The 12,595-nt window shown below is 65.4% G+C and carries 13 protein-coding genes and 1 riboswitch; of the genes, 10 read left to right on the top strand and 3 right to left on the bottom strand.

Features of this window, described 5'->3' with window-relative positions; all coding sequences use genetic code 11:
* Positions 1-33 precede the first annotated feature (33 nt).
* Positions 34-116, top strand: a riboswitch (cyclic di-GMP riboswitch).
* Between the two features lie 114 nt (positions 117-230).
* The 5 genes from ACYVH8_RS00215 (at position 231) to ACYVH8_RS00195 (ending at position 3,992) form a co-directional block, all read left to right on the top strand.
* Complete coding sequence (locus ACYVH8_RS00215) at positions 231-1,235, top strand: hypothetical protein (protein WP_460486865.1); 1,005 nt, start codon at positions 231-233, stop codon at positions 1,233-1,235.
* Between the two features lie 599 nt (positions 1,236-1,834).
* The gene (locus ACYVH8_RS00210) at positions 1,835-2,128 is read left to right on the top strand and encodes a hypothetical protein (protein ID WP_460486864.1); all 294 of its coding nucleotides are present in this window, start codon (positions 1,835-1,837) and stop codon (positions 2,126-2,128) included.
* Entirely contained in the window at positions 2,128-2,505 is a 378-nt protein-coding gene (locus ACYVH8_RS00205; protein WP_460486863.1) for a hypothetical protein, read from the top strand. The genes ACYVH8_RS00210 and ACYVH8_RS00205 overlap by 1 nt, the downstream gene beginning before the upstream one ends.
* A 24-nt stretch (positions 2,506-2,529) precedes the next feature.
* Complete coding sequence (locus ACYVH8_RS00200; RefSeq protein ID WP_460486862.1) at positions 2,530-2,991, top strand: hypothetical protein; 462 nt, start codon at positions 2,530-2,532, stop codon at positions 2,989-2,991.
* Between the two features lie 11 nt (positions 2,992-3,002).
* Positions 3,003-3,992 (top strand): hypothetical protein, encoded by a 990-nt coding sequence (locus ACYVH8_RS00195; RefSeq protein ID WP_460486861.1) that lies wholly within the window; start codon positions 3,003-3,005, stop codon positions 3,990-3,992.
* A 310-nt stretch (positions 3,993-4,302) separates the two neighbouring features.
* Here ACYVH8_RS00195 and ACYVH8_RS00190 read toward each other — a convergent pair whose 3' ends face one another.
* Genes ACYVH8_RS00190 through ACYVH8_RS00180 form a run of 3 tightly spaced genes read right to left on the bottom strand, consistent with a single transcriptional unit; the run spans position 4,303 to position 6,025 of the window.
* Positions 4,303-4,704 carry a c-type cytochrome gene (locus ACYVH8_RS00190; protein ID WP_460486912.1) on the bottom strand — a complete coding sequence of 134 codons (402 nt, stop codon included), beginning with the start codon at positions 4,702-4,704 and terminating at the stop codon, positions 4,303-4,305.
* A 2-nt stretch (positions 4,705-4,706) separates the two neighbouring features.
* Positions 4,707-5,279: a ferritin-like domain-containing protein gene (locus ACYVH8_RS00185; protein WP_460486860.1), complete on the bottom strand. Its 573-nt coding sequence runs from the start codon at positions 5,277-5,279 to the stop codon at positions 4,707-4,709.
* A gap of 35 nt (positions 5,280-5,314) precedes the next feature.
* Positions 5,315-6,025: an RNA polymerase sigma factor gene (locus ACYVH8_RS00180; RefSeq protein ID WP_460486859.1), complete on the bottom strand. Its 711-nt coding sequence runs from the start codon at positions 6,023-6,025 to the stop codon at positions 5,315-5,317.
* A gap of 260 nt (positions 6,026-6,285) precedes the next feature.
* Here ACYVH8_RS00180 and ACYVH8_RS00175 point away from each other — a divergent pair, with 260 nt between their 5' ends.
* The 5 genes from ACYVH8_RS00175 (at position 6,286) to ACYVH8_RS00155 (ending at position 12,529) form a co-directional block, all read left to right on the top strand.
* The gene (locus tag ACYVH8_RS00175; protein ID WP_460486858.1) at positions 6,286-6,741 is read left to right on the top strand and encodes an NAD(P)H-dependent oxidoreductase subunit E; all 456 of its coding nucleotides are present in this window, start codon (positions 6,286-6,288) and stop codon (positions 6,739-6,741) included.
* Positions 6,738-8,309: a formate dehydrogenase beta subunit gene (locus tag ACYVH8_RS00170; protein ID WP_460486857.1), complete on the top strand. Its 1,572-nt coding sequence runs from the start codon at positions 6,738-6,740 to the stop codon at positions 8,307-8,309. The genes ACYVH8_RS00175 and ACYVH8_RS00170 overlap by 4 nt, the downstream gene beginning before the upstream one ends.
* Positions 8,310-8,456: 147 nt before the next feature.
* Positions 8,457-11,333 (top strand): formate dehydrogenase subunit alpha, encoded by a 2,877-nt coding sequence (gene fdhF / locus ACYVH8_RS00165; protein WP_460486856.1) that lies wholly within the window; start codon positions 8,457-8,459, stop codon positions 11,331-11,333.
* A 135-nt stretch (positions 11,334-11,468) separates the two neighbouring features.
* Complete coding sequence (fdhD, locus tag ACYVH8_RS00160; RefSeq protein ID WP_460486855.1) at positions 11,469-12,308, top strand: formate dehydrogenase accessory sulfurtransferase FdhD; 840 nt, start codon at positions 11,469-11,471, stop codon at positions 12,306-12,308.
* Complete coding sequence (locus ACYVH8_RS00155; RefSeq protein WP_460486854.1) at positions 12,305-12,529, top strand: formate dehydrogenase subunit delta; 225 nt, start codon at positions 12,305-12,307, stop codon at positions 12,527-12,529. The genes fdhD and ACYVH8_RS00155 overlap by 4 nt, the downstream gene beginning before the upstream one ends.
* The last annotated feature ends 66 nt before the right edge of the window (positions 12,530-12,595 follow it).

Genomic DNA, 12,595 nt, shown 5'->3' with positions numbered 1-12,595 from the left:
CGGGGAGCGCGCCCGGCAATAACGGTAAACTGAATGTCACCAGGGCAAGCGCATCGAAAGGTACGTACGCAAAACCACCGGTCTAAGGCGCAGGCTACGACAGCGGGGTTGCACGGAACAAGGATCCGTATAGGTATGCCCTCGTCCAGCCATGCTGGGGGAGGGCATTTTTGTTGGGGCGGGGGCAACTGATGTCCTGCGGCATAAAGTGACAGACGGAAGAACGACAAGTGAAAGACACCGAGAAAGTTCTCGACATCTGCAGGCGCATCGAGCGTGTGCTCCAGCGCGACTGGGGCGGCTCTGGCAATGGCTTGCGCCAAAAGCTCAGCTCCGCCCAGTACACCGTGCCCGCGGACCTGGGTAAACGCATCCGCTACCTCCATGGCCTGCAAAAAAAGGCCATGGCCAACAATGGTTTCAAGCTCAAGTCGTCCGAAGACTTCCTGGCCAAGGGCGAGCAGGTCATCAAGGAGCTCGCCCTCGCGCGCAACACGGCCAAGCGCCGCCTGCTGCCCTGGCTGCGCGAGCTGGCTGTCCAGCATCGCATCATCGTCGGCACGGCCGCCGCCGCGCTCGTCGCTGCAATGGCGCTGATGTATTTCCTCTACCAGCCCGAGCCCATCCCTGCGCCGGTGGTCGTGTCCAGGCCAGTGCCCAAGCCGGCCCCCAAGCCTGTGCCCCGGCCCAAGCCCGCGCCGGCACCTGCGGCAGCTGCCGCGTCAGCGCCGGCCCCGGCGATCGTGGCCTCAGCCCCCGCGCCTGCTGCCTCGGTCCCAGCCGCCCCGGCGTCTGCCGCTGCTGTCGAGCCGGCGCCCGGCCCGGCCGGCGTCAAGGTCTACATCGAAACACCGCCCGAGGTGGCCGTGACCGTCAAGCGCGCCGAACTCGTCAAGGGCGCGCTGGACCGCGACGAGATCGTCGTCATCGTCGACGTGCAGAACCTCGGCTACGAGAGCCTCAAGCGCATCACCTTCGACGCCTGGCTCTACGACACCTCCGGCGCCAAGCCGCTGCCCGTGATCCTTGCATCCGCGGCTGACGCGACGCCCTGGCACGCTTTCCTGCGCCAGGCCATCACGCGGGGCCAGAGCGCCGAGGTCCGGCTCAACTACAGCGCCACGTCCCAGTGGTCTTCGGACCAGGTCATCGCGCTGGTGAACTCGGGGCGCTACCAGATCCGGCTCAAGGCCGTTTCGCTCGCCGACGATTCGAATAAGTCCCTGGTGAAGTAGGTCGCCCGGCAGCGAACGTTGCTATCAAGGCACGGAATGCGGCGACACCGATCATTGCGACGGGCGCGCGGGTTGAGCGAGGATGATCTTCACACCGCTGCGGATCATCAGAAGATCTACGTGCTGGCTGTTGCTCAACTCAGAAGAGCGCGGGCAATTAGTGCGAGTTCAGATTGCCCTTCTTGTGGCAATGACTTAAAGAATTCGTGATTACTCAGTAGACGGATGTCACGAATCAATTTGCCCCCATGGTGATTCGAGACTGACACTCCGCCTCGTTAGACGCGCCCTTTCCCTGGGTGCCTCGCTGAAAAGCGAGGCAGACATGACAACAAGCACGGGCCAGGACCAGAGCATCATCGGCCGGGTGCTGGACGACAAGCACCACACGCAGTGGTTGCGTCGCCCCATCCCCACGATACCGAGGCATAACCGGGCCATGGGCCGCCCTCTCAGCCATTTGCGGGCCACGGTACCTGGGGCTGACCCAGCGGAGGCATCCCCCGTTTATGGGATGTACTTTCGCCCGCGTTTGCCAACAATGCGGCGGTGATGGGCCCGGTATCTGACCGGGAGTCCTTTTTCAAGGAGGAACCGTCATGAGGCTGATCCCTGGTCTTGCTTTCCTGCTCGTTGCTGCGAGCGCTGCGGCGCAGCTGCCGCCGGCGCCATCTGCTCCCCCACGTGCGGCGGAGCGCCTGCATACCAACTACGAGGCCCAGGTGCCCCGGGAGGCGATGGGCAATGAGAAGGCGCCGCCAGCCAAGCCACAGACCGGCAACGCAGAACTTGCAGACCTGCTGCGCAAGCAGACGGCGGCCATCCAGGCGCTGAACGGCAAGCTGGGTGAGCTGGAAGCGCGGGTCAAAAAGCTGGAACGGGGAGCACACTGATGGCCAGCACCGCCGATACGGCCATGGCCGCGCTCGACGCGGCGCAAAGGAACCTGGACAAGACCCTGGCACAGGCCCCGTCCCCATCGCTCAGCTGGGTCCAGCCCTGGTCGCCGGACCTGGTGCAGTTCCTCGCCATCGGGGTGCTGCTGTTTTCCTTTGCCGCCCTGATCCTGGCCACGGCGCTGCTGTGGCGTTCCGGCGCGCCGGCCCACCATGTGCTGCGGGTGTTCGGTGTCATCACCATCCTGGGTTTTTCGGCGCTGCTGCTGGTCGTCGGCTACAGCAACGAGCAGCTCACGCCCATCGTCGGTCTGTTCGGTGCCATTGCCGGCTATCTGCTGGGCAAGGACCCCAAGACCAGGGAAGACGTGTGAACGATCCACAGAGAGGAGAGCACCATGGCTGAGCTAGACAGATCGAAGCAGGCGGATGTCAGCGCCTTCATGTTCATGCGTGTCAACGGGCAATCCATACGGCCCTTCGTTTCGGCCGACGGCCTGCCGGGCATGGGCTTGCAGAAGATGAGCGACCTGACCTACTTCAACAGCGCCGGCAGCCAGGACATGCTCAAGGCGGTGGCGGCGCAGATCGCCCACATGCTGATGGTCTACATCAACACGTACTACACACAGCAGCGCGAGTCGAACTTCGAGGACAAGACGGTGCCCGAGATCGTCCGGGTCTTTACGGCGGTGCTGGTGGACCCGGGCAAGACGGTGCACGATCTCGCGGCGACGGTGGACAAGGTCTTCCGCTACAAGAACGAAGGCAGCGCCGCCGTGCCGGTGGCGGCCATGACGGCCGACCAGCCGCTGTCCGCCGCAGTGCAGAAGCGGCTCGAGCGTATCGGGATCAACTGAGGAGCGCCGCCATGAAACGCATACTTGCATGGGGCGCACTCACCTGCCTGCTCCTCAGTCTCCCGGCCCGTGGCGCGGACGGTCTGGCCGGCGAAGACCAGGGCATCGTGATCACGCCCAAGTATTTCGAGCCCAGTGCCGGCTCCACCAGCGGGGGCATGGGCTTTTCCTACAAGATCCGCAAGAGCATCACGAGCACGGATCTGGCCAAAGACGCCTACCGCGTGGCGGACCTGGATTTCAAAGCCGACGGCAACGTGGCGTTCAACCGCAACATCAACCCCGCTGATTTCCTGAAGACCGGACTGGAGCTCAACTACGTCTCTCAGAGCGGCAGTGCGGTGACGCATGGCGGCCCGGGGTCGAAGTGTGACCCGACCAATCCGGACACGGTGCAGGCTTGCGAAGAAGAGGCCCGGCGCTCCAAGTCCGGCGACGCGCTGGCGCTCATCGCCGGCCTGATGGCTACGCTGGAGTCCGACCAGCGCTTCGAGAAGCGCAACGAGACTTTCGGCGCGCACCTCACCACCCTGTATCGCCCGGCCCCGGCTTCCTTCGCTAACCAGGCCAACCCGCTGGACTGGCCCTTCCGCCTGGTGCGCGGCCTGAGCGGCCACCCCATGGGTTTCTCGCCCTCGCCCGATGCGTTTCCCAAGGTGCGGCTGGCGCTGGAGCGCGTGACGCCCAGCAAGGACAAGGACCGCACCGCGATCCTGGGTGAAACGCCGAACTACAACCGCGCCAACATCGAGATCGACATGACCAGCCCGGTGGGCAAGCTGCAGGGCAAGCAGGTGAAGTTCGAATGGAGCTGGCGCTACTTTAAGGAACTGGGCCCACCCGAGGCGATCCAGGCCGCCGGGCTGGACCAGTACCGCTATTCCGCCGCAGCCCTGAGCCTCGACTCCGGCTGGAAGCTGACCTACGCCACCGGCAAGCTGCCACTGGGCCGCGAGGGCGACGCGGTGTGGGAGCTGGGCTACAGGATCAAGCTGGATTGAGTGCGCGCATCAATGCATGAGTGAACATATTTCCTATCTTCACTCATGCATACACCATCAAACTAAATGTCTGTATGTCACGAATCAATTTGACCCAATGATGATTCGAGACTGACACTCCGCCTCGTAAGACGCGCCCTTTCCCTGGGCGCGTCGCTGAAAAGCGAGGCAGACATGACAACAAGCACGGGCCAGGCCCAGAGCACCATCCGCCGGGTGCTGGACGCGAGGTGCATATGACACGTGCACAGGGGGCGGGCTTGTCATGAAAGAAGAGGGCGCCCGCCGGCAGGGTCGGCTTGCTGCCTGGCTAACGGATGGCTTGGCAGGTCGCACCGCCGTTGACCGACTTCAGATAGGCCACCAGGTCGTCACGGTCCCGGGCCTCTGGGATCCCGTCATAGGTCATGGTGCTGCCCGGCACCATCGTCAGCGGTCTGACCAGGAAGCGCTTGAGTGTTTGCTCGTTCCAGACAAGGCCGGATTGTTTCATGGCGGGTGAATAGTCAAAGCCGGCCACGCTGCCGGCGCGCCGGCCCAGCAGGCCGCAGTGGCGGGGGCCGACACGGTCATAGGCCAGGGCGTGGCAGGCGGCGCAGCGGGCATAAAGCTGCTCGCCGCGCGCGGCATCGGGCCCGGCGGCGTGGGCCGCCAGCGCGAGGCTGGCGGCACCCAGCGCGGATGCCGCGCCCAGCAGGGTAGGGCGGCGCAGGCTCACGAGACGAAGGCCGAAGGGACGGGGGTTTCGCCGATGGCCTGGCGCAGGATGGCCCAGTGCATGGCTTCATCGCCAAGGATGCTGGCGGCCGCCTTGGACAGGTCGCGGTTGCCGAACAGGGGCACTGCGCCCAGATAGGCGCTCACGGCGCCCTGTTCCAGCTGCGCCGCGAACTTGAGCACGTCGAGCTGGGTCTTCAGTTGCTCGACCGGGAAGTTGTACCGGGTCTTGCCCATGGCGGCTTTGCCGCCGAGCTTTTCCACCGTGCTGGAGAGCAGCGCCACGTGTTCCTTGTGGTGGGACTGGAAGGTCAGCGCCAGGTCCAGTACGGGCTTGCTGAGCAGCTTGCTCTCGGCGCCCAGCTGGTAGGCGGCGATGGCTTCCAGTTCGGCGCCGATGGCGGTGTTGAGGATCTGGATGTCTCCAGCGTGGGCGCCGCCCACCTTGGCGGCCAGCGCGTCCTGGCCCGCCAGCAGCGCGACGGCGGTGCCCGACAACACCAGGCCGCCCGAGCGGCCCAGAAACAGGCGGCGTGCCGCGGCGGGGGTGGACATTTTCAAGAAGGACATGGTGATCTCCATGGGGTGAGGAAAGAAAGCAGGTGTCACGTGCGGGAGGATCCACGCTCGCGGGCGATTTTTGCCAGCACGCCCTCGACGATGCGGTCGCAGCGCGGGCCGGCAAACGAGAACGCGTCACCAACGGCCATGTCGATGTCGCGCGAGAGTCCTTCGCGCAGAAGGCTGCGCGCACGGAAGAACCTGGAGCGCACGGTCGCTTCGGGGATGGCCAGCGCCGCGGCGACTTCTTCCACGCTCAGCTCCTCGACGCCGCGCAGCATGAAGACGGTGCGGAACGCGTCGGGCAGGGTATCGATGCGGGCCTCTATCTGCTGGCGCAGTTCGGCGCGCATGGCCGTGTAGTCCGGCTGGTCGTCGGGGTTGGCGTGCATCTGCACCTCCGGGGTTTCACCATCAGAATCCACGGCCGCATTCAGCGGCAGGACCTGCGCCCCAGTGCGCCGCAGCCGCCCCAGGGCCTCGTTGACCACGATGCGGACCAGCCAGGTGGACAGCCTGGCATCGGAGCGGAAGCTGGCCAGCGCGCGCCAGGCGCGCAGATAGGCTTCCTGCAGAGCGTCCTGGGTCTCGTCGTCGTTTTTCAGGATGCTGCGTGCCGTGCGAAACAGCAGGCGGTTGTGGCGGCGCATGATCTGCGCAAACGCCAGGTCATTGCCGGCCAGGGCGTAGCTGACGAGTTCTGCGTCGGAGCTGGCCTCCGACGGCACCGAGAGCTTATGGGTGAAGGTGTTCATGATGGTTCCTGTCCATTAGATGGGCGGGGGACTCGCCGCGTTCCGGATTTTTTGCGCCCTTGTTGAAAAGGCGGCCCAGGCCTCGTGGCCGGCTTGTTATGTATGGCCATGCTCAGCCTCTATGCATCTGATTGCATACATCATCAAACTAAATCCCCGCATGTCCCGAATCAATTTGACCCAAGGTTGATCCGAGACTGACACTGCGCCTCATAAGACGTGCCCTTTCCCTGGGTGCGTCGTTGAAAAGCGAGGCAGACATGACAACAAGCACGGGCCAGGCCCAGAGCACCCTACGCCGGGTGCTGGACGACAAGCGCGATATGCCGGGGGCTCTGTTGCCCATCCTCCACGGCATCCAGGACGAGTTGGGCCATGTGCCGCCGGAGGCCGTGGCCGACATTGCCGAGGCGCTGAACCTCTCGCGCGCCGAGGTGCACGGGGTCATTTCCTATTACCACCACTTCCGCACCGAGGCGCCCAAGGGCGCTGTGGTGCAGGTCTGCCGGGCCGAGGCCTGCCAGTCCTGCGGCTCCGAAGCCCTGTGGGAACACGCCAGCAAGAAGGCTGCCGGCCAGAACGTGACGCTGGAATCCGTCTATTGCCTGGGTCTGTGCGCCACGGCCCCGTCCATGAGCATCAACGACAAGCCCTACGCCCGCGTGAGCCATGCCAAGTTTGACCACCTGCTGGCCCAGCTGAAGGAGGCCGCATGAGCAAGACCCCGATCAAGATCTACGTGCCACGTGACTCTGCGGCCCTGGCCCTGGGGGCCGACGAGGTGGCGGCGCTCATCGTGTTGGAGGCGCGCAAGCGCAAGGTGGGCATCGAGCTGGTGCGCAACAGCTCGCGCGGGATGTTCTGGCTGGAGCCGCTGGTGGAAGTGGCTACCAAGAAGGGCCGCGTGGCTTACGGCCCCGTGCAGCCCGAAGACGTGGACGGCCTGTTTGACGTGGGTTTCCAGAACGGCGGCGCGCACAAGCTGGGCCTGGGCCTGACGGACCAGATTGACTACCTGCGCAAGCAGGAGCGCCTGACCTTTGCGCGCATGGGCATCACGGACCCGGTGTCCCTGGCCGACTACGAGTTGTTCGAAGGTTATGCCGGTCTGCGCAAGGCGCTGGCGCTGAAACCCACCGAGGTGGTGCAGCAGGTGCTGGATTCGGGCCTGCGCGGCCGTGGCGGTGCGGCTTTCCCGGCCGGCATCAAATGGAAGACGGTGGCCGCGGCCCAGGCGGACCAGAAGTACGTGGTGTGCAACGCCGACGAGGGCGATTCGGGCACCTTCTCTGACCGCATGACCATGGAGGGCGACCCCTACATGCTCATCGAGGGCATGACGATCGCCGCCATGGCCACAGGCGCCACGCGCGGGGTCATCTATGTGCGCAGCGAGTACCCGCACGCCATCGAGGCGCTGAAGGAGGCCATCCGCAGCGCCAACCACGCCGGCTTTCTGGGGGGCAATGTGCTGGGTTCGGGCCAGGCCTTCCACCTGGAAGTGCGCAAGGGCGCGGGCAGCTACGTCTGCGGTGAAGAAACCGCCATGCTGGAGAGCATCGAGGGCAAGCGCGGCGTGGTGCGCGCCAAGCCGCCGATCCCGGCGCTCAGCGGGCTGTTTGGCAAGCCGACCGTCATCAACAACGTGATCACCTTCGCCTCGGTGCCCATCATCCTGGCGCGCGGCGCGGCCTTTTACGCTAACTACGGCATGGGCCGCTCCAAGGGCACGCTGCCCATCCAGATCGCGGGCAACGTCAAGCACGGCGGCCTGGTGGAAAAGGCCTTCGGCGTGACGCTGCGCGAACTCATGTATGACTATGGCGGCGGCACGGCCAGCGGCCGGCCCATCAAGGCGGTGCAGGTGGGCGGCCCGCTGGGCGCCTATGTACCCGAAGCGCATTGGGACCTGCCCATGGACTACGAGGGCTGGACGGCCGTGGGCGCCACGGTGGGCCACGGCGGCATCGTGATCCACGACGACACGGCAGACCTGTCCAAACTGGCGCGCTACGCCATGGCGTTCTGCGTGGAAGAAAGCTGCGGCAAGTGCACGCCCTGCCGCATCGGCTCCACGCGCGGGGTGGAGGTGATCGACCGCATCACCAAGGGTGACGTGCAGAACCGGCCCCAGCAGGTCAAGCTGCTGCGCGAGCTGTGCGACACCATGGTCAGCGGCTCGCTCTGCGCCATGGGGGGCATGACACCGTTCCCCGTGCTTTCCGCCCTGGACCATTACCCCGAAGACTTCGGCCTGTCCAACCCGGACCGCAAAGCCGCCTGACTGAAATACCAATCCCCACCGTTCGGAACCACCACATCACCGTTCGGGCTGAGCCTGTCGAAGCCCCAACACTGCAAGAACCCTTCGACAAGCTCAGGGCGAACGGAAATTTGGCTCAACCCATACGGTAGAAAAAGGAGCATCACCATGTTGAACCACCTCAAACTCGACATCGACTACGGCACACCCAAGCGTGAGTCCGTCAAGGAAGTGACGCTGGAGATCGACGGCCAGAGCGTCACCGTGCCCGAGGGCACGTCCCTGATGCGCGCGGCGGTGGACGCCGGCGTGAAGGTGCCCAAGCTCTGCGCCACTGACAGCCTGGAGCCCTTCGGTTCCTGCCGCCTGTGCCTGGTGGAAGTGGAAGGCCGCCGCGGTTACCCCGCCAGCTGCACCACGCCGGCCGAGGCCGGCATGAAGGTGCGCACGCAGACGTCGAAACTCCAGGAGCTGCGCAGGAACGTGATGGAGCTCTACATCTCCGACCACCCACTGGACTGCCTGACCTGCAGCGCCAACGGCAATTGCGAGCTGCAGGACATGGCCGGCGTTACGGGCCTGCGCGAAGTGCGTTACGGCCTGGAGGGTGACAACCACTTCCGTGGCGAGAACAAGCCGAAGATTGACGATTCCAACCCCTATTTCAGCTATGACGCCAGCAAGTGCATCGTCTGCAACCGCTGCGTGCGCGCCTGTGAAGAGACCCAGGGCACGTTTGCGCTCACCATCTCGGGCCGTGGTTTCGAGAGCCGCGTGTCGCCGGGCCAGGACCAACCTTTCATGGAGTCGGAATGCGTGAGCTGCGGCGCCTGCGTGGAGGCCTGCCCCACGGCCACGCTGCAGGAGAAGAGCGTGATCTGGCTGGGCCAGTCCGAACACAGCGTGACGACGACTTGCGCCTACTGTGGCGTGGGTTGCGGCTTCAAGGCCGAGATGAAGGGCAACGAGGTGGTTCGCATGGTGCCGTGGAAAGACGGCAAGGCCAATGAGGGCCATGCTTGCGTGAAAGGCCGTTTTGCCTGGGGTTACGCCACGCACAAGGACCGCATCACCAGCCCGATGATCCGCAAGAGCATCAACGACCCGTGGAACGAAGTGAGCTGGGAAGAGGCCATCAACTACGCAGCCAGCGAGTTCAAGCGCATCCAGGCCAAGTACGGCCGCGATTCGGTGGGCGGCCTGGTGTCTTCGCGTTGCACCAATGAAGAAGGTTACCTGGTGCAGAAGCTAGTGCGTGCTGCTTTCGGCAACAACAATGTGGACACCTGCGCCCGTGTGTGCCATTCGCCCACGGGTTATGGCCTGAAGCAGACGCTGGGTGAATCGGCCGGCACGCAGACCTTCAAGTCGGTGGAGAAGAGCGACATCATCATGGTGATCGGCGCCAACCCGACCGACGGGCACCCGGTGTTCGGCTCGCGCATGAAAAAACGCCTGCGCGCCGGGGCTCGCCTGATCGTGGTGGACCCGCGCACCATCGACCTGGTGCGTTCGCCCCACGTCAAGGCGGACCACCATCTCAAGCTGCGCCCGGGCACCAATGTGGCTGTCATCAGCGCCATGGCCCACGTGATCGTGACCGAAGGCCTGGTGGACGAGGCTTTTGTGGCCGAGCGTTGCGAGGCCAAGTCTTTCAGGGAATGGCGCGAATTCGCGGCCAAACCCGAGAACTCGCCTGAGGCTCTTGCAACGGTCACCGGTGTGCCGGCGGCCGAGCTGCGCGCTGCGGCCCGCCTGTTTGCCACCAAGGGCAAGAACGGCGCCATCTACTACGGCCTGGGTGTGACCGAGCACGCCCAGGGCTCCACCATGGTGATGGGCATAGCCAACCTGGCCATGGCCACGGGCAATGTGGGCCGCGAAGGCGTGGGCGTGAACCCGCTGCGCGGCCAGAACAATGTGCAGGGCTCTTGTGACATGGGTTCCTTCCCGCACGAATTGCCGGGTTACCGCCATGTGTCGGACGGCACGGCGCGCGCCGCTTTCGAGAGCGTGTGGAATGTGTCGCTGCGTGCCGAGCCGGGCCTGCGCATCCCGAACATGTTCGACGCGGCCATAGCCGGCAGCTTCAAGGGCCTGTATTGCGAGGGCGAAGACGTGGTGCAGTCCGACCCGGACACCCAGCACGTGGCCCACGCGCTGGAGTCCATGGAGTGCGTGGTGGTGCAGGACCTTTTCCTCAACGAAACCGCCAAGTACGCCCATGTGTTCCTGCCGGGCTCCTCTTTCCTGGAGAAGGACGGCACCTTCACCAACGCCGAGCGCCGCATCTCGCGCGTGACCAGGGTGATGCCGCCCAAGGCGAAATACGCCGACTGGGAGGTGACGCAGCTGCTGTCCAACGCGCTGGGTTACCCCATGAACTACAAGCACCCCAGCGAGATCATGGACGAGATCGCCGCGCTGACGCCGACCTTCAAGGGCGTGAGCTTCAAGAAGCTGGACGAGCTGGGCAGCGTGCAGTGGCCTTGCAACGACGAGGCGCCCGAGGGCACGCCCACCATGCACATCGACGCCTTCGTGCGCGGCAAGGGCAAGTTCATCATCACGCAGTACGTGCCCACGGACGAGAAGGTCACGCGCATGTTCCCGCTGATCCTGACCACGGGGCGCATCCTCTCGCAGTACAACGTGGGCGCGCAGACCCGCCGCACGGAGAACGTGCAGTGGCACAGCGAGGACCGGCTGGAGATCCACCCGCAGGACGCGGAAGACCGCGGCATCAAAGAGGGCGACTGGGTGGGTATCCAGAGCCGGGCGGGCGAAACGGTGCTGCGCTCCACCATCACCGAGCGGGTGCAGCCGGGTGTGGTCTACACCACCTTCCACTTCCCCGAGTCGGGCGCCAACGTGATCACCACCGACAACTCCGACTGGGCCACCAACTGCCCCGAGTACAAGGTGACGGCCGTGCAGGTGATGCCGGTGACGCAACCCTCTGAATGGCAAAAGGGCTACGAGCGCTTCAACCGCGAGCAACTCAAGTACCTGGAAGCTGCCCAGGGTGAAGTGGTGGGGAAGTAGGTGATTCCATGGGAGACCGTATGCAGTGTTTGTCCTCTCCGTTCGGACTGAGCTTGTCGAAGTCCCGTGCTTGGCTGGCGCTGCGTTTCGACAGGCTCAACGCGAACGGTGGGCGGGCAAACAGGGAGGCGCGCTGTGCACATGCATGAACTGCCTTACCCTCCGGTGGCCGGCGCCCGCGCCGCCCTGGTACGGGGCCTGCGCGGCGGGGAGGTCTTCGAGGCCACCGACTGGGTGGCCGAGGAGGTGCCCGTGGCCCTGGTCTACAACGGCGTTTCGCACGCGGTGATGCTGGCCTCGCCCTCGGACCTGGAGGACTTTGCCATCGGCTTTTCCTGCAGCGAAGGCATCGTGGACAGCCCGGCGCAGATCTACGGCATGGAGCCCAGCGAGACGGCGCAGGGCATCACGCTCTCGCTGGACATTGCCTCGGCCTGTTTCGCGCGCCTCAAGAACAAGCGCCGCACCCTGGCCGGGCGCACGGGCTGCGGCCTGTGCGGCACCGACAGCCTGGAACAGGCCGTGCGCGCGCCCGGGGCGCTGCAGATGGGCGCGTCTTTCGAGGCTGTGGCGGTATCGGCCGCGCTGGCCCAGATGCGTGATCGCCAGCTGCTGCTGGGCGTGACCGGCGCCTCGCACGCGGCGGCCTGGTGCAGCGCGGACGGGCAGATTGCCCTGCTGCGCGAGGACGTGGGCCGCCACAACGCGCTGGACAAGCTGCTGGGCGCGGTGTATCGCGCGGGCTTGCCGGCGCCTGAAGGTTTCATTGTCGTGACCAGCCGCGCCAGCTACGAGATGGTGCAGAAGACTGCCAGCGCGGGCGTGGGCCTGCTGGCCGCCGTCTCGGGCGTGACGGGCCTGGCCATCGACATCGCGCAGGGCTGCGGTCTCACGCTGCTGGGTTTCGCGCGCGGCGCCGACCTGTCGGTCTACAGCCATTCCGAACGCATTTCACTCGAGAACACCGCACCATGAACCGCGACCACCTGACCCGCATGGCCAACCAGATCGGCACTTTCTTCGCCTCCATGCCCGACAAGGCCGAGGCCATGGAAAACCTTGCCACCCACCTCAAACGCTTCTGGGAGCCGCGCATGCTCAAGGAGTTCCAGGCCCTGCTGGCCGAGGGCGGCGAGGGTGTGCACCCGCTGGTGCGCGAGGCGCTGGAGAAGCACCGGGCGCTGATGGCGGCCTGAGCGCGGCCCGCCCCGGAGCCTCGGGGCAGCCACCGGGGTCGCCGCGGGAGGGGTGGCCTGCTATAT

It is taken from the genome of Curvibacter fontanus, assembly GCF_054780335.1.
Note: the sequence above shows the minus strand (reverse complement) of the source record. Positions and strands in the feature narration are given on the sequence as shown.